Annotated in this window: 22 protein-coding genes; all 22 read left to right on the top strand. The window is 36.5% G+C overall.

Features of this window, described 5'->3' with window-relative positions; all coding sequences use genetic code 11:
* Window positions 1–9: 9 nt before the first annotated feature.
* The 22 genes from BLQ56_RS03930 to BLQ56_RS03825 all read left to right on the top strand — a co-directional run bounded on the left by BLQ56_RS03930 (window position 10) and on the right by BLQ56_RS03825 (window position 24,800).
* Window positions 10–765 (top strand): ClpP family protease, encoded by a 756-nt coding sequence (locus tag BLQ56_RS03930; protein WP_090850170.1) that lies wholly within the window; start codon window positions 10–12, stop codon window positions 763–765.
* Complete coding sequence (locus BLQ56_RS03925; protein ID WP_090850168.1) at window positions 762–980, top strand: YlzJ-like family protein; 219 nt, start codon at window positions 762–764, stop codon at window positions 978–980. Before BLQ56_RS03930 ends, BLQ56_RS03925 begins: the two co-directional genes overlap by 4 nt.
* A 136-nt stretch (window positions 981–1,116) precedes the next feature.
* Complete coding sequence (locus BLQ56_RS03920) at window positions 1,117–3,456, top strand: FtsK/SpoIIIE family DNA translocase (RefSeq protein WP_090850166.1); 2,340 nt, start codon at window positions 1,117–1,119, stop codon at window positions 3,454–3,456.
* 233 nt (window positions 3,457–3,689) lie between these two features.
* On the top strand, window positions 3,690–4,415 hold the full coding sequence (locus BLQ56_RS03915; protein ID WP_090850164.1) for a GntR family transcriptional regulator: 726 nt from the start codon (window positions 3,690–3,692) through the stop codon (window positions 4,413–4,415).
* A gap of 98 nt (window positions 4,416–4,513) precedes the next feature.
* On the top strand, window positions 4,514–5,626 hold the full coding sequence (locus BLQ56_RS03910; protein WP_090850162.1) for a BMP family lipoprotein: 1,113 nt from the start codon (window positions 4,514–4,516) through the stop codon (window positions 5,624–5,626).
* Between the two features lie 95 nt (window positions 5,627–5,721).
* Entirely contained in the window at window positions 5,722–7,248 is a 1,527-nt protein-coding gene (locus tag BLQ56_RS03905; RefSeq protein ID WP_090850160.1) for an ABC transporter ATP-binding protein, read from the top strand.
* Window positions 7,248–8,306, top strand: coding sequence for an ABC transporter permease (locus BLQ56_RS03900; RefSeq protein ID WP_090850158.1), 1,059 nt, complete (start codon window positions 7,248–7,250; stop codon window positions 8,304–8,306). Before BLQ56_RS03905 ends, BLQ56_RS03900 begins: the two co-directional genes overlap by 1 nt.
* Before the next feature lies 1 nt (window position 8,307).
* Window positions 8,308–9,267, top strand: a complete 960-nt coding sequence (locus BLQ56_RS03895) for an ABC transporter permease (protein WP_090850156.1) — start codon at window positions 8,308–8,310, stop codon at window positions 9,265–9,267.
* A gap of 199 nt (window positions 9,268–9,466) precedes the next feature.
* On the top strand, window positions 9,467–10,711 hold the full coding sequence (gene yfmF, locus BLQ56_RS03890) for an EF-P 5-aminopentanol modification-associated protein YfmF (protein WP_090851267.1): 1,245 nt from the start codon (window positions 9,467–9,469) through the stop codon (window positions 10,709–10,711).
* A complete protein-coding gene (gene yfmH, locus BLQ56_RS03885) occupies window positions 10,711–11,997 on the top strand; it encodes an EF-P 5-aminopentanol modification-associated protein YfmH (RefSeq protein ID WP_090850154.1) in 1,287 nt (428 codons plus the stop codon). The genes yfmF and yfmH overlap by 1 nt, the downstream gene beginning before the upstream one ends.
* Before the next feature lie 82 nt (window positions 11,998–12,079).
* A complete protein-coding gene (gene ymfI / locus BLQ56_RS03880; protein WP_090851265.1) occupies window positions 12,080–12,805 on the top strand; it encodes an elongation factor P 5-aminopentanone reductase in 726 nt (241 codons plus the stop codon).
* Window positions 12,806–12,896: 91 nt separating this feature from the next.
* A complete protein-coding gene (locus tag BLQ56_RS03875) occupies window positions 12,897–13,157 on the top strand; it encodes a DUF3243 domain-containing protein (RefSeq protein ID WP_090850152.1) in 261 nt (86 codons plus the stop codon).
* Between the two features lie 183 nt (window positions 13,158–13,340).
* Window positions 13,341–14,132: a DUF3388 domain-containing protein gene (locus BLQ56_RS03870; protein ID WP_090850150.1), complete on the top strand. Its 792-nt coding sequence runs from the start codon at window positions 13,341–13,343 to the stop codon at window positions 14,130–14,132.
* A 19-nt stretch (window positions 14,133–14,151) separates the two neighbouring features.
* Entirely contained in the window at window positions 14,152–15,069 is a 918-nt protein-coding gene (locus tag BLQ56_RS03865) for a helix-turn-helix domain-containing protein (protein ID WP_090850148.1), read from the top strand.
* 101 nt (window positions 15,070–15,170) lie between these two features.
* On the top strand, window positions 15,171–15,749 hold the full coding sequence (pgsA, locus tag BLQ56_RS03860) for a CDP-diacylglycerol--glycerol-3-phosphate 3-phosphatidyltransferase (protein ID WP_090850146.1): 579 nt from the start codon (window positions 15,171–15,173) through the stop codon (window positions 15,747–15,749).
* Between the two features lie 30 nt (window positions 15,750–15,779).
* Entirely contained in the window at window positions 15,780–17,015 is a 1,236-nt protein-coding gene (locus tag BLQ56_RS03855) for a competence/damage-inducible protein A (RefSeq protein ID WP_090850144.1), read from the top strand.
* A 237-nt stretch (window positions 17,016–17,252) separates the two neighbouring features.
* Window positions 17,253–18,293, top strand: a complete 1,041-nt coding sequence (gene recA, locus BLQ56_RS03850) for a recombinase RecA (protein ID WP_090850142.1) — start codon at window positions 17,253–17,255, stop codon at window positions 18,291–18,293.
* A 588-nt stretch (window positions 18,294–18,881) separates the two neighbouring features.
* Window positions 18,882–20,447 (top strand): ribonuclease Y, encoded by a 1,566-nt coding sequence (gene rny, locus BLQ56_RS03845; protein ID WP_090850140.1) that lies wholly within the window; start codon window positions 18,882–18,884, stop codon window positions 20,445–20,447.
* 124 nt (window positions 20,448–20,571) lie between these two features.
* Window positions 20,572–21,366 carry a TIGR00282 family metallophosphoesterase gene (locus BLQ56_RS03840; protein ID WP_090850137.1) on the top strand — a complete coding sequence of 265 codons (795 nt, stop codon included), beginning with the start codon at window positions 20,572–20,574 and terminating at the stop codon, window positions 21,364–21,366.
* Window positions 21,367–21,525: 159 nt separating this feature from the next.
* A complete protein-coding gene (gene spoVS / locus BLQ56_RS03835) occupies window positions 21,526–21,786 on the top strand; it encodes a stage V sporulation protein SpoVS (RefSeq protein ID WP_009330666.1) in 261 nt (86 codons plus the stop codon).
* A gap of 405 nt (window positions 21,787–22,191) precedes the next feature.
* A complete protein-coding gene (locus BLQ56_RS03830; protein WP_090850135.1) occupies window positions 22,192–23,931 on the top strand; it encodes a 2-oxoacid:acceptor oxidoreductase subunit alpha in 1,740 nt (579 codons plus the stop codon).
* Window positions 23,932–23,933: 2 nt separating this feature from the next.
* Complete coding sequence (locus BLQ56_RS03825; protein ID WP_090850133.1) at window positions 23,934–24,800, top strand: 2-oxoacid:ferredoxin oxidoreductase subunit beta; 867 nt, start codon at window positions 23,934–23,936, stop codon at window positions 24,798–24,800.
* The last annotated feature ends 174 nt before the right edge of the window (window positions 24,801–24,974 follow it).

The following is a 24,974-nucleotide window of genomic DNA, read 5'->3' as shown; positions in this document are numbered from 1 at the left end:
GGGATACTTATGGATAAAAATCAGTACATAGCGAGTGAGCAAACGGAAGAGGGACAAGATAAAGGGAACGAATCCAAAGGATCAAACCTAATTGAAAAAATTCAACAGTTAGGTCAGACTAATGTACCTCAATTATCTGCAGATACTAAAATACACTGTTTAACAATTGTTGGACAAATTGAGGGTCATATTCAATTACCTCCACAAAACAAAACAACAAAGTATGAACATGTGATTCCGCAGATTGTGGCGATTGAACAAAATCCGAAAATTGAAGGATTATTAGTTATATTAAACACTGTAGGTGGAGATGTTGAAGCAGGACTTGCGATATCCGAGATGTTAGGATCATTATCTAAGCCGACCGTTTCAATTGTTTTAGGCGGAGGGCATTCAATTGGAGTACCAATTGCAGTATCATGTGATTATTCTTATATAGCAGAAACCGCAACGATGACTATACATCCTGTTCGATTAACGGGTCTTGTAATAGGGGTGCCACAAACTTTTGAATATCTAGATAAGATGCAAGAAAGGGTTGTGAATTTTGTAACTAAAAATTCGAATATTACCGAGGAGCGTTTTAAGGAATTAATGTTTTCCAAAGGAAATCTAACAAGAGATATAGGTACGAATGTAGTCGGCTCAGATGCAGTGAAATATGGGCTGATGAATGAAGTTGGCGGGGTAGGACAGGCCATAAAAAAATTAAATGAATTAATAGAAGCCCGTAATACAAATGAAAGTGGGCAGATGCTACAATGACCCTATATTCAATCATGCCAGATGAATTAATCTATCCACCAAACGAAGAAGATTATCAAAAGCAAAAACTCATTAACATGAGTGGAGTACCAATTCTAGTGAATGAACAAGCACCTGGTGAACATTATGTTGTACGTGTAATGAGTAGTGACCCTCAGGATTACTTGTGCGAACAGTTCACACCAGGGTGCAGGATTACTTTGCCAATTGATTAAAAGATAACTTCTTACTTTTTGTCGTTTATATGATATAATTTAATGAAAAGACATGAGTAGCAGCCAAATCTTTGGCTGCTTTCTTCTTCTTTATATTGATCTACATAGATAGCATGATTAAAAGCAGGGTGATTAAATGGCAAAGCAAAAGAAAAGAAGTAATAAAAGAAAAGATAATTGGAAGAGTACATTGAAATTCGAGCTAATAGGTTTAGTTCTCTTAGCAATAACCTGCATAGGGTTATCTAGGCTGGGTACTGTTGGAGAAATTCTTGATAGTTTCTTCCGTTTTTTTATAGGTGAATGGGCAATATTAGGCTTATTAGGCTTTTTAATCATCTCTCTATATCTAATATGGAAGCGCGAGTGGCCTAAATTGATTAATAGGCAATTATTAGGGATTTATTTAATTACAAGCTCCATTCTATTATTAAGTCATGTTACATTGTTCAAGCTCTTATCCAATGACGGAAGTTTTGTTCAGCCTAGTGTCATAATAAATACATTTGATTTATTCTGGGAACAGCAGGCTGGAGAAACGAGTACTGATGATATTGGTGGGGGAATGATTGGAGCAATCCTTTTTGCTGCTTCTTACTATTTATTTGATGAAGCAGGTACAAAAATGATTTCTGTATTTTTGATTGTTATAGGAGTTATTCTTGTTACTGGGAAATCACTTAATGAGACAGTCATGAAAATCACATTACCAGTTCTGACCTTCGTTAGAGACCAATGGTTCTCATTTATCGATGATGTGAAGAATTGGAAGGTGAATGCTGGGAAAAAGATTAAGGAGAAAAAAACAAAGAACGATTCGAAGCAGCCGTCTAAAGAAAAAGAAGTCGCTAGTAATGACACAGAACTTGAGGAGTTTGAAGAAACGATTTCTTTCCAAGAGTCTGAGGCTGTTCCTCCCATAATCTCTAATTTTGCAGACCGTGTATATGAGAATGAAACTAGTAAAGAGGTAGAGAAAAAAGAAGTTCTAGATGAGAAAGATCCAGCAGAGAAAATACTGCCGATTACTTTCACTGAAGTAGAGAACACAGCCTATGAATTACCTCCAATAGACTTATTGAGCCCACCTAAGCCAAATAATCAAAGTTCAGAGCATGAAAATATTTATGCCAATGCACGCAAGTTAGAAAAAACATTCCAAAGTTTTGGAGTAAAAGCAAAGGTAACAAAAGTGCATCTAGGACCTGCGGTAACAAAATATGAGGTATATCCAGATGTTGGTGTCAAGGTAAGCAAAATTGTTAACTTAAGTGATGACCTTGCACTTGCCTTAGCTGCAAAAGATATCCGGATTGAGGCACCTATTCCTGGAAAATCAGCAATAGGTATTGAGGTGCCAAATATGGAAGTGGCAATGGTGTCGTTAAGAGAGGTTCTAGATGTAAAAGAAAATGATCGACCTGATTCAAAATTGTTAATAGGACTTGGAAGAGATATTTCTGGTGAGGCTGTTTTAGCTGAACTTAACAAGATGCCTCACTTACTAGTAGCTGGAGCTACCGGGAGCGGGAAAAGTGTTTGTATTAATGGAATTATTGTAAGTGTACTTATGAGGGCGAAACCTCATGAAGTTAAGATGATGATGATTGATCCTAAGATGGTTGAATTGAATATGTATAATGGGATTCCACATTTGCTTGCACCGGTTGTCACAGATCCAAAAAAAGCATCTCAAGCATTGAAAAAAGTAGTGAATGAGATGGAACGCAGATATGAGTTATTTTCTCATAGTGGGACTAGAAATATTGAAGGATATAATGATTATATAAAACGCCATAATGAAATAGAAGAAGCAAAACAACCATCCTTGCCTTATATTGTGGTTATTGTGGACGAGCTTGCTGACTTGATGATGGTTGCCTCTTCAGATGTTGAGGATTCAATTACTCGTTTAGCTCAAATGGCTAGAGCAGCAGGAATTCATCTAATTATTGCTACACAGCGACCATCTGTTGATGTAATCACGGGTGTAATTAAAGCAAATATCCCTTCTAGGATTGCCTTTAGTGTTTCGTCACAAACAGACTCTAGGACAATCTTGGATATGGGAGGTGCTGAGAAACTCCTAGGAAGAGGGGATATGCTGTTTCTTCCTGTTGGTGCTTCAAAACCTGTTCGTGTACAGGGTGCATTCCTATCTGACAATGAAGTTGAAGAAATTGTTGATTTTGTGATCGCTCAGCAAAAAGCACAATATCAAGAAGAGATGATACCTCAAGAAACCTCAGAGGTTGTTGAAGAAGTAGAGGATAACTTATTTGAAGAGGCAGTTCAATTGATTCTTGAAATGCAAACTGCATCTGTATCAATGTTACAAAGACGCTTTAGAATCGGGTATACTCGGGCAGCTAGATTAATAGACGCTATGGAGGCAAGAGGTATAGTTGGCCCATATGAAGGTAGTAAACCAAGAACGGTTTTAGTAACCTCACAAAATGAAGATGTTGGAACATAACTAGAATAGGGGTAACTCCCTGTTCTTATTTTGTTTTTTCTTTTTTTCTCTAATAGACTCTATTAGATTGAAACTTTGCCTTTAAAAAAAGTGGTTGTATAATTATTTTTCGACATATTCCGAAATTCTTATTTATTTCTCACTAAAAAAGTGATATGCTAATTTCGATTAGGAATAATTTGTCTAACATCAGAGGTCTGATGTCTTTTACAATTATACGGAGGAACAGAAAAATGTCCATTAAGTTAGACAATAGGCACTTATATTTACAAGTAATAGATCGAATTAAGAATGACATTGACAACGGAATTTACAAAGAGAAGGAAAAGCTTCCTTCTGAGTTTGATCTAGCCAAAAATCTAGGAGTGAGCCGAGCAACATTAAGAGAAGCTCTGAGAATCCTTGAGGAAGAAAATATTGTTGTTAGAAGACATGGAGTAGGTACCTTTGTGAATGCAAAACCTTTATTCACATCAGGTATTGAACAACTTAATAGTGTGACTGATATGATTCTCCAAGCTGGTATGACTCCGGGGACCATTTTTCTATCCTCTATTGTGAATAGTGCATCGGATGAAGATTTAAAGCGTTTTTCCTGTGACAGCCAAGATGAAATCATCATGGTTGAACGAGTTAGAACAGCAAATGGTGAACCTGTTATTTATTGCATCGATAAAATACTAAGCCATGTGCTTCCAACTAGTTTTTCTCATGAGGAAGAGTCTTTACTCGATTATCTTAACAAAAAGGCTGGCCGAAATATTACATATGCAATAACCCATATTGAACCACTTGGCTACCATGAAAAAATTTCACCTATACTAGATTGTGAACCAGAAACGGCTTTATTAGTTCTTAAACAAATGCACTTTGATCAAGACGATAAACCAATATTATACTCATTGAACTATTTTAAAGCAGACAAGTTTGATTTTCATGTAGTTCGAAAACGAATATAATAAAAATCAGTTAAATGGTGCATTTTAAGGAGGTGAACAAATTAAGTAACTTCTTTTTAGAAATTCATTAATTTAAATTTTTTTAGGGGGCAAGTAAAATGAGAAAACGTAAATTTGGTTTTGCAATGTCATTTGTTTTAGCTGCAAGTACAATTCTTGGAGCATGTGGTACAGGTGATGAGCAGGAAAACGCAGGTACTGATAATGGTGGCGATACACCAGCTGAAACAGTTGACTTCAAAGCAGGTCTTGTAACTGACACAGGTGGAGTTGATGATAAATCTTTCAACCAATCTGCTTGGGAAGGTTTAGTGAAGTTTGGTGAAGAGAGAGGTCTTACTGAAGGTGAAGGATATCGCTATCTTCAATCAGGAGCTGAGTCTGAGTATATTCCTAACTTAACTCAATTTGCTGAAAATGGATTTGATTTAACGATTGCTGCAGGTTTCTTATTAGAAGATCCTGTTCAAACAACAGCTGAGCAAATTCCTGATGCACAATTTGTTCTAATTGATAGCCTACTATCTGATGAGAATTGGAATACTGTTTGGTTAGATAATGTTGCAAACGTTACATTCAAAGAACACCAAGGTTCGTTTTTAGTAGGTGTTGCAGCTGCTTTACATACTAAGACGAATAAAGTTGGATTTGTTGGTGGAGTAGATTCTCCGCTAATTAAGAAATTTGAAAGTGGTTTTAAAGCTGGTGTTAAAGCTGTAAATCCAGAAATCGAAATCGTTGCTCAATATGTTGAAGATTTCAACGATGCAGCAAAGGCAACAACAATTGCTTCTTCTATGTATGAACAACAAGTTGATATTATTTACCATGCTGCTGGTGGTTCTGGTAACGGTGTATTCACAGAAGCTAAAAACCGTAAAGCAAATGGACAAGATGTTTGGGTAATCGGAGTTGACCGTGACCAACATGAAGAAGGTATGCCTGAAAATGTAACATTAACTTCAATGATTAAGCGTGTTGATGTTGCTGTATATGAAATGGCACAACAAACATTAGGTGGAGACTTCCCTGGTGGTAAAGAAACTGTATTCGGTATTGAAGAAGGTGCAGTTGGAATTGCTCCAACAACGACCAACTTAACTGAAGATACAATTAACAAAATTAAAGAATATGAACAAAAAATACTAAGCGGCGAAATTGAAGTTCCACAAACTGACGAAGAGTACGCTGAATACGAAGGTTCATTGTAAGGCTCGTTTATGCCAAAGGCTAGTGGAAAACTACTAGCCTTTGCTTTTAATAGCAATGCAATGCTTTTTACCTATGTTTTAGGAGTGATTTTGAAGTGGAATATGTTATAGAAATGAATAACATTCGTAAAGAATTCCCAGGTATTGTTGCCAATAATAATATTACATTGCAAGTGCAAAAAGGTGAAATTCATGCGCTTCTTGGTGAGAATGGAGCAGGAAAGTCAACTTTGATGAATGTTCTTTTTGGCCTATATCAGCCAGAAAAAGGGGAAATTAAAGTAAAGGGACAGCCTGTAAAGATTACCGATCCAAATGTTGCAAATGACCTTGGAATTGGAATGGTGCATCAACATTTTATGCTCGTACAAAATTTTACGGTAACAGAAAATATCATTCTAGGTAGTGAACCAACTAAAAATGGTACGATCAATATTAATAAGGCAGCAAATGAAATTGCAGAGCTATCAAAAAAATATGGATTAGCAGTTGACCCACATGCGAAAATTGAAGATATATCAGTTGGAATGCAACAACGTGTTGAGATTCTGAAAACATTATATCGCGGAGCCGAAATTTTAATTTTTGATGAACCTACTGGTGCACTTACACCACAAGAAATTAAAGAGCTCATTCAAATAATGAAGCGTTTAATTAATGAGGGTAAATCCATTATTTTAATCACTCATAAACTTAAAGAAATAATGGAAGTTTGTGATCGTTGTACGGTCATTCGTAAGGGTGAAGGAATTGGTACAGTTAATGTTTCTGAAACTAATGAGGATCAATTGGCATCACTTATGGTGGGCCGAGAAGTAAATTTTAGCGTTGCAAAAGTAGATTCAAAACCTGGTAAAGATGTGCTAGTTATTGAAAATCTTATTGTCCATGATGCTAGGAATATTCCAAGTGTTAAGAATTTATCACTAACAGTAAAAGCTGGAGAAATTCTTGGAATTGCAGGTGTGGATGGAAACGGACAAACTGAATTAATTGAAGCGGTTACAGGGTTACGAAAAGCTAAATCTGGCTCTATTAAATTAAATGATAAGCAAATAATGAACCAGTCAACAAGAAAAATTACTGAGGCTGGGGTTGGACATATACCTCAAGATCGTCATAAGCATGGATTAGTATTAGATTTTACAGTTGGAGAAAATATCGTTTTACAGACTTACTATAAAGAGCCATTTTCAAAATTTGGTATTTTAAATTTTTCTAATATTTTCGAACAAGCTAAAAGACTGATTAAAGAGTTTGATGTAAGAACTCCATCAGAGCAAACGCATGCTCGTGCTTTATCTGGTGGTAACCAACAAAAGGCTATAATTGCCCGAGAGGTTGACCGCAGCCCAGATTTATTAATCGCTGCACAACCGACACGTGGGCTTGATGTAGGCGCGATCGAATTTATTCATTCAAAGTTAATTGAAGAACGTGATAAAGGAAGAGCAGTACTGTTAGTGTCGCTTGAACTTGATGAGGTAATGAATGTTAGTGATCGAATTGCCGTTATATATGAAGGTGAAATCGTCGATATCGTTGATCCAAAAACAACTAATGAGCAAGAGCTCGGTTTATTAATGGCCGGCGGTAAGAAAGAAAGAGAAGGTGTGTCATAATGCAGAGGCTCTTACATAATGACAAATTTATAAACATCCTCATTCCTGTATTAGCCACAATACTCGGCATGATAGCGGGTGCTATCATTATGCTACTTGGGGGATATGATCCTGTAAAAGGGTATGAAGCGTTATGGAATGGGGTATTTGGAAGTCCAAGAGCGATTGGGGAGACTATTCGTGCCATGTCACCCCTTATATTAGCAGGACTAGCAGTTGGATTTGCGTTTAAGACAGGGTTATTTAATATTGGAGTTGAAGGCCAGCTGTTAGTAGGTTGGTTAGCATCTGTGTGGGTTGGATATGCTCTTAATCTTCCTTCAATCATTCATATCCCTTTGGCAATTATTGCTGCTGCGATTGCTGGTGCAATATGGGGACTAGTACCTGGACTATTAAAAGCTTACTTTAAAGTACATGAAGTAATTGTGACAATCATGATGAATTATATTGCCCTTTATGTGACAGCGGATTTAATTAAAAGATTTCTATATGCAGGGAATGAAAAATCATTTAAGGTTCAAGAATCTGCATCATTAGCTTCTGAATTCTTAGCAAGTATCACATCTAATTCTCGTTTGCATTATGGAATTATTGTTGCAATTATAGCGGCTATTATTATGTGGTACTTACTTGAAAGAACGACAAAAGGATTCGAATTGCGCGCAGTTGGTCTTAATCAACATGCTTCTGCTTACTCAGGGATGAGTGTAAAGAAGAACATCATTCTTTCAATGGTGATCTCGGGAGCGTTTGGTGGATTAGCAGGTGCAATGGAAGGATTGGGTACTTTTCAAAATATGACCGTTCTTTCCTCGTTTACGGGAACCGGATTTGATGGGATTGCCGTAGCTTTACTCGGAGCAAATAATGCATTTGGAATCATTGTAGCAGCAGCCCTATTTGGTGGACTAAATACGGCAGCTCCTCAAATGAGCTTTAATGCCAATGTTCCTCCTGAATTAATTGACATTGTAATAGCTTTAATTATTTTCTTTGTTGCATCAAGCTATATCATCAGGGTTTTATTAACTCGTTTACGTAAGGAGGGAAAATAATATGGATATACTGGCTATATTAGCAATTATTATCCCTGCTACATTGTATACGGCTGCCCCTCTTATTTTAACAGCTTTAGGAGGAGTGTTTAGTGAACGTTCTGGTGTAGTTAACATTGGTTTAGAAGGTTTAATGGTCTTTGGTGCATTTTCTAGCATTATAACTACATTGCTTATCCAAGATACAGTTGGAGCAGCTTCTCCTTGGATTGGTATACTTGTTGCTGCTATTGCATCTGGAGTATTTTCACTTTTTCATGCAGTTGCAAGTGTTACGTTAAGAGCAGATCAAACTGTTAGTGGTGTAGCTATTAACTTTTTAGCACTAGGACTTGCGATCTTCCTAGTGAAGAAGATCTATAACAAAGGACAAACGGATTTCATTGATTATAGAATTAACAAAATAAATATACCTGTTTTATCTGATATACCAGTAGTAGGAAAACTGTTTTTTACGATGGTACCAGTTACCTCGTTCATTGCAATCTTAATTGCATTTATTGCTTGGTACATTATATATAAGACCCCATTTGGTTTAAGACTAAGATCTGTTGGAGAACATCCGATGGCTGCTGATACAATGGGTATTAATGTAACTAGAATGCGCTATACTGGAGTCATTATTTCAGGTATTTTTGCTGGCTTAGGTGGAGGAGTTTATGCTACATCTATCGCCGGAAACTTTGCTGCAGGTACAATTTCAGGACAAGGATTCTTAGCATTAGCGGCGATGATCTTTGGTAAATGGCATCCACTTGGTGCACTTGGAGCTGCCTTGTTTTTCGGATTAGCACAATCACTAAGTGTAATTGGAGGTCAAATTCCATTTTTGCAGGATTTCCCAAATGTTATTTTAACAATCATACCATATGTTTTGACAATCTTAGCCTTAGCAGGATTTGTTGGACGTGCTGAAGCGCCAAAAGCTGTTGGTACACCATACATTAAAGGAAAAAGATAAACGAAGAGAGGACCCTAACTATAGGGTTCTTTTTTTTATCTCAAGGTACCCATTGCTTGATAATATTGTTTATCTAAGGTTATAGTGATTTTAAAGGTTTATTTCATTGTAATTAGTTAAAAGCTATAGATACATAACCAAGATTAGAAATGGAGGAATTAGTTTGTTATTAACAAAGCATGAACATGTACTTAATGGCATGACTCTTCATACCATTGAAACTGAAAAGTATAAGACCAATACAATTATCGTTAAATTTTTGGCTCCATTGAAAGAAGAAGATGTGACACAACGTGCATTGCTTCCATATGTATTGGAAAGCGAGACAGAAAAATATCCTTCCTCCACTGCATTAAGAAGTTATTTAGACGAATTATATGGAGCATCTCTTTCTGTAGATGTATCTAAAAAAGGTGAGTATCATGTTATTTCCTTTAAGATGGAAATTGCCAATGAAATTTATTTATCTGATCAAACCCCATTGTTAAATAAGGCAATTGACTTACTTTCGGGTGTAATATTTTCCCCAGTTCTAGAAAATGGGACATTCAAACAATCAACTGTTGATAAGGAAAAACGAAGCCTAAAGCAAAGAATTCAAGCCGTTTATGATGATAAGATGAGATATTCGAATCTTCGTCTTGTACAGGAGATGTGTAAAGATGAACCATACCATCTTCATGTGAATGGCCGCATTGAAGATATTGAAGAAATAAGTGCTGCTTCATTATTTAAATATTATCAAAAAATGCTAAATGAAGATGAAATAGATATTTATATTGTAGGTAACATCAAAGTGGACCAAATCCTTCCTTCAATCGAAAGGTCTTTTCCTTTCACCAAGAGAGAACATATAGATCGGTCATTTTCTCACACAAGGAAACAGATTTCTAAAGTAAATGAAGTAATCGATAAAGAAGATGTTAAACAAGGAAAATTAAATATTGGTTATCGTACAAATGTTACTTTTAATGATAAGGAGTATCATGCCCTGCAACTGTTTAATGGCATTTTCGGTGGTTTTTCTCATTCGAAATTATTCCTTAATGTACGTGAGAAGGAGAGTCTTGCTTATTACGTAGCATCACGAGTGGAGAGTCATAAAGGGATTTTAATGGTGATGTCTGGAATTGAATTTGAAAATTATAACAAAGCTGTAACCATTATTAAGGAACAGATGGAAGCAATGAAACAGGGAGATTTTTCAGAGGAAGATATCAGTCAAACGAAAGCCGTAATAAAGAATCAGTTGTTAGAAACAATGGACACCTCAAGAGGAATTGTTGAAGTCCTTTATCATAATGTCGTAGCAAAGGAAAAACGTGAACTTGAGGAATGGTTAACTGGTATAGAAGCCATCACAAAAGAAGAGATTGTTCAGGTAGCTAAAAAGGTAGAATTAGATACAGTCTATTTCTTAGCAGGTTTGGAGGGAACTGAATAATGAGTAAAATAACGTTTGAACAATTACAAGAGGAATTATATTACGAGAAGCTCCCAAATGGCTTAGATGTATATGTCCTGCCAAAGAAAGGATTCAATAAAACATATGCTACCTTTACAACGAAATATGGATCGATTGACAATCAATTTGTTCCGCACGGAAAAAATGAAATGGTTAAGGTACCAGATGGAATTGCTCATTTTTTAGAGCATAAGCTTTTTGAAAAAGAAGACGGCGATGTTTTTCAGGATTTTAGTAAACAAGGGGCATCCGCAAATGCGTTTACCTCCTTCACGAGAACAGCATATCTGTTTTCAAGCACATCTAATGTTGAACAAAATTTAGAAACATTAATTGATTTTGTGCAAAGTCCATATTTCACAGAGAAAACAGTTGAAAAGGAAAAGGGTATTATTGGTCAAGAAATTAATATGTATGATGATAATCCTGATTGGAGACTGTATTTTGGTGTCATACAGAATATGTTTAAAAATCACCCCGTCAAAATCGATATTGCAGGGACAGTTGACTCAATTTCAAAGATCACAAAAGATATGCTTTATGAGTGTTATGAAACTTTCTATCATCCAAGCAATATGCTTCTCTTTATTGTTGGACCGGTTGAACCAGATAAAATTATGGAGTTTGTTCGCACAAACCAAGAAAAGAAGGACTATAAAGAACAGTCAGAAATTGAACGGAAATTTGATGAAGAGCAAGCAGAAGTGGCTGAAAAGAAACAGGTTCTACAAATGAATGTTCAGTCATCAAAATGTCTTGTAGGGGTTAAGGCTCACAACCCGAACAAATCTGGGGAAGAGTTGTTGCGACATGAGTTATCGTTAAATATTATTTTGGATATTTTATTTGGAAAAAGCTCTGATGTCTATGAAGGTCTTTATAATGATGGACTGATTGATGAGACATTCTCATATGATTATACCGAAGAATCTGGATTTGGTTTTGTTATCGTAGGAGGAGACACATCTGACCCTGAAGCATTAGCATCTAGACTAAAGAAAGTCTTACTAGATGCAAAGACCTTTAATGTAAGTGAAGAGCAATTAGATCGAGCCAAAAAGAAGAAAATTGGAGCGTTCTTGCGCTCAATTAACTCCCCTGAGTTTATCGCGAACCAATTTACAAGGTATGCCTTTAATGATATGGATTTGTTTGAGGTTGTTCCAGTCTTGGAAAAACTCACAATAAAAGAAATTCAAGAAGTAGCTAATCAGTCTTTTGAAGAGCAATTTTTTACAGAATGTCATGTTGTCCCAAAACAGTAACAGTAAGGAGACTTGATAATTGGCCTGCTCGATACTCGAGGAGGTCAATTATTTTGTTTTAAGATAAAGGATGGATGTATCAATGGAAAAGTACGCATTAATTACAGGTGCAAGTGGTGGAATTGGAATAAGTATTGCAAGAACATTATATAATCAAGGATATTCTTTATATCTCCATTACCATACAAACGTGGATGATTTGAAGGTGTTTGAAGCCAGCTGTCAAACTGAAAATCAATCAATACATATTGTACAAGCAGATTTATCAAAAATTCAAGGAGTGTCACAACTACTTGAACAAATATCACATCCTATTACGACGATTGTAAATAATGCGGGTAATAGTTTTTTTGGACTTGTAAATGATATGTCCAATGACGATGTGAACAGAATGATTACCTTGCATTCAACGAGTCCTTTTATTTTAATAAAAAGCTTATTACCCAATATGATTGCAAACAAAAATGGAAACATCATCATGATTACTTCCATTTGGGGAATAACTGGTGCATCTTGTGAGGTTCTATATTCGATGGTTAAAGGAAGTCAAAATACATTTGTCAAGGCTTTAGCCAAAGAGGTGTCTTTAAGCGGAATTCGTGTAAATGCAATTGCACCAGGAGCCATTGACACATCAATGCTAAATATGTTCTCAAGCGAAGAAAAAAACGCACTGAAAGAGGAGATTCCAATGGGAAGACTAGGTCGACCTGAAGAGATTGCTGAATCGGTAGGGTTTCTCGTTTCAGATAAAGCTTCATATATAACAGGTCAAGTTATATCAGTAAATGGTGGTTGGTACTGTTAAATGTAATAAAAATGCCACATTTAAAACAAGTATAATTTAGAGCGAGTTTGGCAAACTATACACTGTATTATCAAAAAAGGAGGGTCATTTTATGTCTGTCTTAGATAATTTTGAACAATGGAAAGATTTTTTAGGTGATCGTTTGCATCAAGCTCAAAAAGAAGGAATGGATCAAAACGTAATCTCTGATTTAGCTTATCAATTAGGGGAATACCTTTCTACTCAAGTTGAGCCGAAAAATGCTCAAGAAAAAGTACTTGCAGACCTTTGGCATGTGGCTTCTGAAGAGGAACAGCACGCTATTGCAAATATGATGGTTAAATTAGTTAAAGATGAAGGGAATGGAATGTAAGGAGGATTTTCCTCTTTTCATACCCTGAACTAAATTTAAAGTTAGTAGGAGAGGTAATCCCTCTCTTTTTTTTACGTTAAATACCCCTTCACCCTTTCATTACCTTTTAAAATGTTTTATTATAGAAATATAGGTAAATTATTGGAGGTTCTTGTCTATTCTTAGTAAGGGGATGGTTAAATTATGGGAAAAAAAGAATGGTACTTAGAATACGAAATACATAAAAACCGTCCAGGATTACTTGGTGATATTTCATCGTTATTAGGAATGTTGTCCATCAATATTGTTACAATTAATGGTGTAGATGATATGAGGCGTGGTTTATTATTGCTTTGTGATAACAATGAACAAATTGAAAGACTTGAATCAATTTTAAATACAATGGATAACATAACTGTTACAAAGATTAGGGAGCCTAAGGTAAGAGATCGTCTTGCGGTAAGGCATGGTCGATATATTCAAAGGGATGCGGATGATAAGAAAACATTTAGGTTTGTTCGTGATGAATTAGGATTATTGGTTGACTTTATGGCTGAAATCTATAAGCAAGAAGGACATAAGCTCATCGGTATTAGAGGAATGCCAAGGGTAGGTAAAACCGAATCTGTTGTTGCAGCAAGCGTGTGTGCAAATAAACGTTGGTTATTTGTCTCTTCCACACTTTTGAAACAAACAATTAGAAGTCAACTGATCGAGGATGAATATAATGAAGATAATTTGTTTATTATTGATGGAATTGTTTCCACAAAAAGAGCCTCGGAAAAACATTGGCAATTGGTAAGGGAAATCATGAGATTACCAGCTGTAAAAGTGGTGGAGCATCCAGATGTATTTGTAAGGAACTCTGAATATACGCTAGAGGATTTTGACTATATTATTGAACTTCGTAATAATCCCGGTGAAGAAATCACATACGAATTAATAGATGATCAACAGCTTTTTTCAGGGTCAGATTTTTCAGGATTCGATTTTTAGTATTGGTAGGTGTTAATATTTGACGGAACTAGGGCAACGGTTAAAAGAAACAAGAGAGAGTCAAAAGCTTAGTTTAGAGGACTTACAACGAATCACAAAAATTCAAAAACGTTACTTAGTAGGAATTGAGGAAGGTAACTACTCAGTAATGCCTGGAAAGTTTTATGTTCGGGCATTCATTAAGCAATACGCTGAGGCAGTAAACCTAAATCCTGAAGAACTTTTTGAAGAATATAAGAGTGAAATTCCAACTACAACGAATGAACAACTTCCAGATCAGTTATCAAGGGTTCGCAGCAAGAGACAAATATCTGCAAGAGGTTCAAAGATTCTTGAGATGGTTCCAGTTTTACTAGTGTCATTATTCATTGTAGGTGGCCTTTTTACAGCATGGTGGTTATTTCAAAAATATGATGTAGCACAAACCCCTGAAGAAACTGAGCTAGCAACTAGAGAAGAGTCAGAGTATCAAGAAACGGACAAAATACCTCCTGACGAAACCGCAGTAGATACAAATGAGGGGACAAATGATGAGGCACCTGAAGAAGACACAGAGCAAGTAGAAGAAGTGACAGAGGAAGACAAGGTAGATCAAGCTCCAGCTTATACTCTTTCTTTAGTTGAGTCTTCAGGAAGTGCTGCAACTTATAAATTAGAGAACACAGATAAGTTTACTGTTGATGTTTCGGTTAGTAGTGGGGGAGAGACATGGTTAGATATTAAAAATCAACTAGGGAATAGCTTCTACTATGATATGATGAGAGACGGACAAACTCAAACATTCGATTTCACGAATGAGTCACAGGTTATATTCAATGTTGGAAGAACATTAGATACATCTTTAGCGATTAATGGTGAGCCATTCAAATATCCAATAGAACCCAAAGATGAAGTAAAGCAAAGTATTACAATCCTTTTTACTCCTACACAAGAATAAATGAAGAAAAAGTCATAGCTATTTATGGCTTTTTTTCATTTTTACGTGTATTATCACATATATAAATAAACTCAAGACAAGTATTCGCGGGGGTTGTAAAATTGAATTTACCAAATAAAATAACGGTTGCTAGAATCTTTTTAATTCCTATATTTATCATCGTCATGCTCGATTTATTTTCATGGGGTGATGTAAATATTGCATCGATGCAAATACCCTTAGCCCACCTTATCGGTGCCATTATCTTTATATTTGCATCTGCAACTGATTGGGTCGATGGTTATATTGCGCGCAAATATAACTTAGTGACTAATCTTGGGAAATTTTTAGATCCTTTAGCCGACAAACTTTTAGTTTCAGCAGCACTAATCGTTCTTGTTGAATTAGGTTCTGTTCCTGCATGGATGGTTATAGTTATCATTACGAGGGAATTTGCTGTTACAGGATTACGCCTTTTGATTGCAGAACGAGGTGAAGTGTCAGCTGCGAAAATGTTAGGCAAAATTAAGATGTGGGCACAAGTAGTAGCGATTTCCGTCCTGCTTCTTCATAATTTCCCTTTTGCTTTTCTATCTATTCCTTTCGATATAATCGCACTTTGGATAGCAGTTATTTTTACAGTTGTATCTGGTTGGGATTATTTTGCAAAAAATAAAGATGTGTTTATAGATCACAAATAGCAGAAAAGCACGACTGGGGAGGTGCAACTTATGAATGCTGAAATTATTGCGGTAGGATCTGAACTGCTTCTTGGACAGATTGTAAATAGCAATGCTCAATTCCTGTCAAAGAAGCTTGCAGAAATAGGGGTAAATGTTTATTACCATACAGTGGTTGGTGATAATCCAAATCGTTTAACTCAAGCCATTAAGGTTGCTCAACAGCGATCGGAATTAATCATTTTTACTGGTGGATTAGGCCCAACAAAAGATGACTTAACAAAAGAAACAATTGCAAACCTCTTAGACAAAAGACTAGTTAGTGATGATTATGCATTACAGGGGATTGAACAATATTTTAAACAAGTGGACCGTGTAATGACAGAAAATAATAAAAAACAAGCATTAATTTTAGAAGGATCAACAGTACTTCAAAATGATTATGGAATGGCACCAGGTATGGGAATTCAAGTTGATGACATTACCTATATGCTACTTCCTGGTCCGCCGAAAGAAATGAACCCTATGTTTATTTCATATGGACAGGATTATCTTTTAAAGCAGCTTGGAGAAATTGAACATATCGATTCTCGTGTCCTTCGGTTCTTTGGAATTGGTGAGTCAAGTCTAGAAACGGAAATCGTAGATTTAATTGATCAGCAAACAAATCCAACTATCGCACCTTTAGCTTCAGATGGTGAGGTGACTTTAAGATTAACAGCGAAGCATAAGTCATTGGAACATACGAAGGTACTTTTGGATCAGTTAGAAGAGAAGATTACGGATCGTGTTGGAGAATTCCTATACGGCTATGAGGATTCATCACTTGTCGAGGAAGCAATGAAGATAATGATTGAAAAGAAGTTGACTATTGCAAGTGCGGAAAGCCTAACAGGTGGTCAATTTTCACAAGAACTAACAAATATAGCGGGCGCTTCTAAAGTGTTTTCAGGATCAATTGTTTGCTATTCTAACGAAGTAAAAGAAAAAGTTCTACAAGTAAACAAAAAAATACTTGAGACAGATGGAGCTGTTAGCGAGGCCTGTGCAAAATCACTTGCGGAAAATGTAAAGAGTATTGTTGGCTCTGATATTGGGATAAGCTTTACTGGAGTTGCAGGGCCTGATGAGAGTGAGGGTAAATCTGTAGGGACTGTTTATATTGGACTTGCTATTAAAGATTTGCCAACTAAAGTATTCTCATTAAAATTAGCAGGAACTAGATCTGGAATTAGATCCCGCTCTGTCAAGTACGGCTTCTATTATATTCAAAGAGAACTAAATTAATGAGGAAGGGACAGATGCTAATAAAACTCTGTCCCTTTCACATTAGCTGGGACAATGTTAAAAATATCATTTTTAACTACTAGTAATCAGTTATTATTAAATTTTGAAGGAATAAACTTTGGATTTAACCATAAACTGGTGGTCAAAAAAACGAATGAGTGTTCGACTTTTTACTTGGCAAATGAGACGAAACAAGTTATAGTATTAATAGTTTCAAAGAAAAAGGGAGGAAATAAAGTGAGCGATCGTCAAGCAGCCTTAGAAATGGCTTTAAAACAAATAGAAAAGCAGTTTGGTAAAGGTTCTATCATGAAGCTAGGAGAACAAACTGACCGTAAAATCTCAACATCTCCAAGTGGATCACTAGCACTGGATGTTGCATTAGGAGTCGGTGGTTATCCTAGAGGTCGAGTGGTCGAGATCTATGGCCCAGAAAGCTCTGGTAAAACAACTGTAGCACTACATGCGATTGCTGAAGTACAACAAAACGGCGGACAAGCTGCATTTATTGATGCAGAACATGCATTGGACCCAGTTTATGCACAAAAGCTTGGAGTTAATATAGATGAATTACTTTTATCACAGCCTGACACAGGAGAGCAAGCTCTTGAAATTGCAGAAGCACTTGTTCGAAGTGGTGCTGTAGATATTCTTGTTATTGACTCAGTTGCTGCATTAGTGCCAAAGGCTGAAATTGAAGGGGAGATGGGTGATTCACATGTTGGATTACAAGCTCGTTTAATGTCTCAAGCCCTACGTAAGCTTTCAGGTGCGATTAACAAATCGAAAACGATCGCAATCTTTATTAACCAAATTCGTGAAAAAGTTGGAGTTATGTTCGGGAACCCAGAAACAACACCTGGTGGTCGTGCACTGAAATTCTACTCATCAGTACGTTTGGAAGTTCGTCGTGCGGAACAGCTTAAGCAAGGAAACGATATTGTTGGTAATAAAACTAAAATTAAAGTCGTTAAGAACAAAGTTGCTCCTCCGTTTAGAGTGGCTGAAGTGGACATTATGTATGGTGAAGGAATATCAAGAGAAGGTGAAATCATTGATATTGGTTCTGACTTAGATATCGTTCAAAAGAGTGGCTCATGGTACTCATACAATGAAGAGCGTTTAGGTCAAGGGCGTGAAAATGCTAAACAATTCTTAAAAGAGAATCCTGTTCTTAGAAAAGAAATTCAAGAACAAATCCGCAAACATCACGGTCTTGATCAAGATGTTGCAGAGCCAGTTGATGAAGGACAAGATGAATTAAATTTACTAGACTGATATTTCAAAAGAGACACGATTTTTCGTGTCTCTTTTTTTAAAAAGCTCTTTTCGCAAATTTTGTTGTTTTAGACATAAAGTATTGAAATGGTAGATACAAGCAGGATGACACGTAGACTCCTGCGGGCTCACTGGTCACCCGCCGGACGCGGAGTGTATTCAGCCTGCGGCTTTAAAAGCATCAATTTATACGAAAACAGCCTTTTAAAAATAGTAGCTTAGCTTTGATGTCTAGCTCCATCAGCTTCGACTTTTCTTAGGGAAAATACTAGATAAAACTCATTATCATGTATTAATTTCCAAATAAAAGTAACAGCGGATGCGACAGGCCTTGACAATAAATTTTCACACATTTACAATTAGTATGTATATTTTACATTTTGTTAGAATTAAAACGTAAAAAGAAATCTCGGTAATTTTTTCCCTAATAAGAAGGTAGTACCGAAAACCATTGCCGTATAGAAGACATAATAACATCTTCTATTCGCTAAACAAGCCTTTGTGCTGTATGTTGAAACTGATGTAACAATGTACATGCCGACATTTTGATCTAGCAAGAAAAAGTTCATAGCAAGAGGAGGTGACATGATGGAAACCATTATTACAGGAATCATCTCCACTCTGCTTGGCCTAATCGTCGGTGCAGTTGTTGGCTTTTTTGTTCGTAAATCCATTGCAGAAACTAAGATTGCTGGTGCCAAAGGTGCTGCAGAACAGATCATTGATGATGCAAATCGTGAAGCAGATTCACTAAAGAAAGAAGCATTATTAGAGGCAAAGGATGAAATTCACAAATTTCGTACAGAGGCAGAACGAGACATTCGTGATCGCAGAAGCGAACTCCAAAAACAAGAAAATCGATTAATGCAAAAAGAAGAGAATCTTGATCGTAAAGATGAAACTCTAGACAAACGTGAATCCATGTTGGAAAAGAGAGAGAATTCTCTTAACGAAAAACAACAGCATATTGAAGAGATGGAAAGCAAAGTGGACGAGATGGTACACAAGCAACAGGCTGAACTAGAACGAATATCTAGCCTTACTCGTGAACAAGCGAGACAAATCATTATTGAGCGTGTTGAAAACGAACTTGCTCATGATGTTGCTTATATGGTTAAAGATGCTGAAAGTCGTGCAAAGGAAGAAGCTGATAAAAAGGCGAAGGAAATACTTTCACTTGCAATACAAAGATGTGCGGCAGATCATGTCGCAGAAACAACCGTTTCTGTTGTTAACTTACCTAATGATGAGATGAAAGGTCGAATTATAGGAAGAGAAGGGCGTAATATTCGAACACTCGAAACGTTAACAGGGATTGATTTAATTATCGATGATACACCAGAAGCAGTAATTCTTTCAGGATTTGATCCAATAAGACGAGAAACAGCTAGAATAGCTCTAGATAAGCTTGTACAAGATGGACGTATCCATCCGGCACGTATTGAGGAAATGGTTGAAAAAGCAAGACGTGAAGTAGATGAGTATATCCGTGAAGTCGGTGAACAAACAACTTTTGAAGTTGGTGTACATGGTCTTCATCCAGATTTAATTAAAATCTTAGGACGATTAAAATTCAGAACTAGTTATGGACAAAACGTTCTAAAACATTCAACAGAAGTAGCATTCTTAGCTGGATTAATGGCTGCTGAACTAGGAGAAGATGTAACATTAGCCCGCCGAGCTGGCCTTCTCCATGATATAGGTAAAGCGATAGACCATGAAGTTGAAGGTAGTCATGTTGAAATTGGTGTTGAGCTCGCAACAAAATATAAAGAGCACCCGGTTGTTATCAATAGTATTGCCTCCCATCATGGAGACTTCGAACCTACATCAATCATTGCTGTTCTAGTGGCTGCAGCAGATGCCTTGTCTGCCGCAAGACCTGGTGCAAGAAGTGAAACCTTAGAAAATTATATTCGTCGCTTAGAGAAGCTAGAAGAGATTTCTGAGTCGTATGAAGGCGTAGAAAAATCTTTTGCTATTCAGGCTGGACGTGAAGTCAGAATATTAGTTAAGCCAGATGCGATTGATGATCTAGAAGCACATCGCTTAGCTCGTGATATTCGAAAACGTATAGAGGAAGAACTCGACTATCCAGGGCACATAAAGGTAACAGTTATCCGTGAAACGCGAGCTGTTGAATATGCAAAATAAAAGGTGGTCATTATGACCCCCTTTTTTTTGTGTAAATATTGAATCTTACATATGTTACTAACAATTGCCTATTAACCAAAAGTATGTAAAACTATAGCATAGAAAATTAAAAAGGAGCTTTTTTATGAAAATACTATTTATAGGAGATGTAGTAGGTTCTCCAGGGCGTGATATGGTGTCAGAGTACTTGCCAAAACTTAAAGCCAAGTATCAGCCACATTTTACAATAATTAACGGTGAGAACGCGGCAAGCGGTAAAGGAATCACCGAAAAAATATATAGACAGTTTTTAGAAAGTGGAGCACAAGCTGTAACACTTGGAAACCATACATGGGATAAGAAGGAAATCTTTGAATTTATTGATGATGCAAAATATATGGTAAGGCCAGCGAACTTCCCCGAGGAAACACCAGGTCAAGGAATGATGTTTTGTAAGCAAAATGGGATGGAACTAGCAATTATTAACTTACAAGGAAGAACCTTTTTATCACCTATAGATTGCCCTTTTAAGAAAGCAGACAAACTCATCGAAGAAGCAAAAAAGAGAACTCAATTCATCTTTGTTGATTTTCATGCTGAAGCGACAAGCGAAAAGCAAGCAATGGGTTGGTATTTAAATGGACGTGTCTCAGCAGTTGTAGGAACCCATACACATGTACAAACGGCGGATAATCGAATATTAGATGAGGGGACAGCGTATATAACTGATGTAGGGATGACAGGCCCATATGATGGTATTTTAGGTGTGAATCCAGAAGCTGTTCTAAAAAGATTTATTACATCTCTTCCTGTCAGGTTCGATGTTGTCGAAGGAAGAGCCCAACTAAATGGTGTAATAATCGATATAGATAATAAAAATGGTCATGCAACTTCAATAAAGAGAATCCTAATCAATGATGATAATCCTTTCTTTGATTAAACAACGAAAATGATTTTGAATTTTTAGGAAAATATTTGGAACAAGCAGGAATACACCCAACACCTAGTGAATATAGTATGAGTGGAATCATTAAACTTTTTAGGGTTCTAATAACAACAAACTCACTATATACTGTAGAAAACAAGGAGGAAATTAGGAATGGAAATATTAAAAGTTTCAGCAAAATCTAATCCTAACTCTGTAGCTGGTGCACTTGCTGGTGTGTTACGTGAAAGAGGGAACGCCGAGATCCAAGCGATTGGAGCAGGTGCATTGAATCAAGCAGTAAAAGCAGTAGCGATTGCAAGAGGATTCGTAGCACCCAGTGGAGTCGACCTAATTTGTATTCCTGCGTTTACGGATATTCTCATCGATGGTGAAGAAAGAACAGCTATAAAGCTTATTGTAGAACCACGATAAATGATGATTGCTTAACCACTATATTTTCTGTTGGTTCAACCATTAAATCTTTAAGTATCGAGTTGTCAAACAAGGACAACCTGGTACTTTTTTTTGTTAAAGCTGTATTTATAAATAATAAAAAAATAAATTAGTTATAAAAATCAAAAAAAACAAAAAAATATTCATGAAAGTGTCATAAAATGATGGATAAGGGTTGCTTTTTTCACTTTTTAGGTCTAGAATTGAAAGCGTTTAGTACATCTTCAACAAATCACTTTTAAGATATTTCAATGCAAAGTGATGTTTAAGTATACACATCAGTTTACTCAGATTAATTTCTAGAGATTTAGTTGAAAAAGTGCTACACTTAATACGTAGAAAACATAAACCATACAATGAACGTATTCCAAAGGGGTGTAAGTCATGATCAATCAACTTTCATGGAAAGTTGGAGGACAACAAGGGGAAGGAATTGAAAGTACAGGGGAAATTTTTTCCATTGCACTTAATCGGTTAGGCTATTATTTATACGGTTACCGTCATTTCTCATCACGTATTAAAGGTGGACATACGAACAATAAGATTCGAGTAAGTACAACACAGGTTCGTTCAATATCAGACGACCTTGATATTTTAGTAGCTTTTGACCAAGAAACAATTGATGTTAATTCTCATGAATTACGTGAAGGCGGAGTAGTCATCGCGGATTCTAAATTCAATCCTTCAATATCAGACGATTCAAAAGCAAGCTTGTATGCGGTTCCATTTACAGAAATCGCCAGTGACCTTGGAACATCTTTAATGAAAAACATGGTTGCTGTAGGTGCTTCTAGCGCGTTATTAGATTTAGATATCAATGTATACTTAGAAGTAGTTAAAGAGATTTTTGGCCGCAAAGGTCAGCAAGTTGTTGACAAAAATATGGAAGCCATTAAAAGTGGAGCAGACTATTTAAAGAACCAACTTGGCGAAACTATTCAAACGATGCAACTTGAAAAAGCAGATGGAAAAAAACGTATGTTCATGATTGGTAATGATGCAATCGCAATGGGTGCTTTAGCTGGTGGCGCACGTTTTATGCCAGCATATCCTATTACACCTGCATCAGAAATTATGGAATACTTAATTAAAAAGTTACCTGAATTTGGTGGAACTGTTATTCAAACAGAGGACGAAATTGCTGCCTGTACAATGGCAATCGGTGGTAATTATGCGGGAGTTAGAACATTGACTGCATCTGCTGGTCCGGGACTTTCATTAATGATGGAGGCAATTGGTCTTTCTGGTATTACTGAAACTCCACTTGTCATTGTCGATACTCAACGTGGGGGCCCAAGTACAGGTTTACCTACGAAACAGGAGCAATCCGATTTGATGGCTATGATCTATGGTACACACGGTGAAATTCCAAAAGTGGTTATGGCACCAAGTACTGTTCAAGAAGCATTTTATGATGCAGTTGAAGCATTTAATATTGCAGAGGAATTCCAATGTCCTGTAATCCTTTTAACAGATCTACAGCTTTCACTTGGAAAACAGACTGTAGAACCATTGGATTATAGCAAGATTGAAATTCGAAGAGGTAAGTTAGATTTAAATCCTGAATTGCCAGACAACCCAAATAAAGATTACTTTAAGCGTTTTGAAGTAACTGAAGATGGTGTTTCAACTCGTATTGTTCCAGGTACGAAAAATGGAATCTACCATGTAACTGGTGTTGAACATGATGAATCAGGTAAGCCTTCTGAGAGTGCATCAAATCGTAATGCACAGATGGATAAACGTTTAAGAAAGCTTGATAATATTAAATTTGATACACCGGTTCACAAGAATGCGAAATACGAAGAAGCTGATGTATTAATTGTAGGTTTTAATTCTACTCGTGGAACAATTGAGGAAGCAATGACAAGATTAGAGCAGGATGGTATAAAAGCCAACCACGCACATATTCGATTATTGCATCCATTCCCGACAAATGAACTTTTACCACTCATGCAATCAGCAAAAAAGGTGGTAGTTGTTGAAAATAACGCTACAGGTCAGCTCGCTAACATAATGAAAATGAATGTAGGTCATGCGGAAAAGATTATCAATCTTTTAAAATACGATGGTAATCCGTTCATACCTCATGAAATTCACACAAAGTGTAAGGAGTTGTTCTAAAGATGGCAACATTTAAAGACTTTCGTAATAATGTGAAGCCAAACTGGTGTCCTGGATGTGGTGATTTCTCTGTACAAGCCGCAATTCAGCGTGCAGCTGCAAATGTAGGGTTAGAGCCTGATAATTTAGCTGTTGTTTCAGGAATTGGTTGTTCTGGACGTATATCTGGTTATATTAACTCATACGGTTTCCATGGAATTCATGGAAGATCACTACCGATTGCTCAAGGTGTGAAAATGGCGAACCGTGACCTAACTGTTATCGCATCTGGTGGAGATGGGGACGGATTTGCAATTGGTATGGGTCATACAATTCATGCGATTAGACGTAATATTGATATTACCTATATTGTTATGGATAACCAAATCTATGGCTTAACAAAAGGACAAACTTCTCCGCGAAGCGATGTAGGGTTCAAAACAAAGAGTACTCCACAGGGATCAATAGAGGCTTCTTTATCTGTAATGGAAATGGCTTTAACAGCTGGTGCAACATTTGTTGCTCAAAGTTTCTCTACAGACCTAAAGGATTTAACAGCTCTTATTGAAGCTGGAATCAATCATAAAGGGTTCTCTTTAATCAATGTCTTCAGTCCTTGTGTTACTTATAATAAGGTAAACACATATGATTGGTTTAAAGAAAACCTAACGAAATTAAGTGATGTTGAGAATTATGATCCAAATAACCGTATGCAAGCAATGCAAACGCTAATGGAGCATAATGGGCTTGTAACAGGCTTGATTTATCAGAATAAAGAACAAAAGTCTTATCAAGAACTCGTATATGGCTACAGTGAAACACCACTAGTTCATTCAGATCTTGAATTGAGCGAGGAAAAGTTTAATAAATTAGTAGCAGAATTTATGTAATTAAGTAAAAACCCCACCTTTATGTTTCTGACTAAAGGTGGGGTTTTCTATTGTGAAAAATTTTGAACTCGATTTTTGGTGTCTAGCTCCAGGTGCCATCGGCTCGGGGTCATAAGTCAATCCGTCTGGAAGGTTAAAAAGCAACCTTCAAGCCGGCTCGTCTTATGCCTGTTG

The sequence above is a fragment of the Litchfieldia salsa genome (genome assembly GCF_900104555.1).
Lineage (GTDB): Bacteria > Bacillota > Bacilli > Bacillales > Bacillaceae_L > Litchfieldia > Litchfieldia salsa.
Note: the sequence above shows the minus strand (reverse complement) of the source record. Positions and strands in the feature narration are given on the sequence as shown.

Excerpts from the sequence above, each read along its gene's own strand:
- BLQ56_RS03930 (WP_090850170.1), top strand. The coding sequence starts at position 10 with ATGGATAAAAATCAGTACATAGCGAGTGAGCAAACGGAAGAGGGACAA.
- BLQ56_RS03925 (WP_090850168.1), top strand. The coding sequence starts at position 762 with ATGACCCTATATTCAATCATGCCAGATGAATTAATCTATCCACCAAAC.
- BLQ56_RS03920 (WP_090850166.1), top strand. The coding sequence starts at position 1,117 with ATGGCAAAGCAAAAGAAAAGAAGTAATAAAAGAAAAGATAATTGGAAG.
- BLQ56_RS03915 (WP_090850164.1), top strand. The coding sequence starts at position 3,690 with ATGTCCATTAAGTTAGACAATAGGCACTTATATTTACAAGTAATAGAT.
- BLQ56_RS03910 (WP_090850162.1), top strand. The coding sequence starts at position 4,514 with ATGAGAAAACGTAAATTTGGTTTTGCAATGTCATTTGTTTTAGCTGCA.
- BLQ56_RS03900 (WP_090850158.1), top strand. The coding sequence starts at position 7,248 with ATGCAGAGGCTCTTACATAATGACAAATTTATAAACATCCTCATTCCT.
- BLQ56_RS03895 (WP_090850156.1), top strand. The coding sequence starts at position 8,308 with ATGGATATACTGGCTATATTAGCAATTATTATCCCTGCTACATTGTAT.
- yfmF (WP_090851267.1), top strand. The coding sequence starts at position 9,467 with ATGACTCTTCATACCATTGAAACTGAAAAGTATAAGACCAATACAATT.
- yfmH (WP_090850154.1), top strand. The coding sequence starts at position 10,711 with ATGAGTAAAATAACGTTTGAACAATTACAAGAGGAATTATATTACGAG.
- ymfI (WP_090851265.1), top strand. The coding sequence starts at position 12,080 with ATGGAAAAGTACGCATTAATTACAGGTGCAAGTGGTGGAATTGGAATA.
- BLQ56_RS03875 (WP_090850152.1), top strand. The coding sequence starts at position 12,897 with ATGTCTGTCTTAGATAATTTTGAACAATGGAAAGATTTTTTAGGTGAT.
- BLQ56_RS03870 (WP_090850150.1), top strand. The coding sequence starts at position 13,341 with ATGGGAAAAAAAGAATGGTACTTAGAATACGAAATACATAAAAACCGT.
- BLQ56_RS03855 (WP_090850144.1), top strand. The coding sequence starts at position 15,780 with ATGAATGCTGAAATTATTGCGGTAGGATCTGAACTGCTTCTTGGACAG.
- rny (WP_090850140.1), top strand. The coding sequence starts at position 18,882 with ATGGAAACCATTATTACAGGAATCATCTCCACTCTGCTTGGCCTAATC.
- BLQ56_RS03840 (WP_090850137.1), top strand. The coding sequence starts at position 20,572 with ATGAAAATACTATTTATAGGAGATGTAGTAGGTTCTCCAGGGCGTGAT.
- spoVS (WP_009330666.1), top strand. The coding sequence starts at position 21,526 with ATGGAAATATTAAAAGTTTCAGCAAAATCTAATCCTAACTCTGTAGCT.
- BLQ56_RS03830 (WP_090850135.1), top strand. The coding sequence starts at position 22,192 with ATGATCAATCAACTTTCATGGAAAGTTGGAGGACAACAAGGGGAAGGA.
- BLQ56_RS03825 (WP_090850133.1), top strand. The coding sequence starts at position 23,934 with ATGGCAACATTTAAAGACTTTCGTAATAATGTGAAGCCAAACTGGTGT.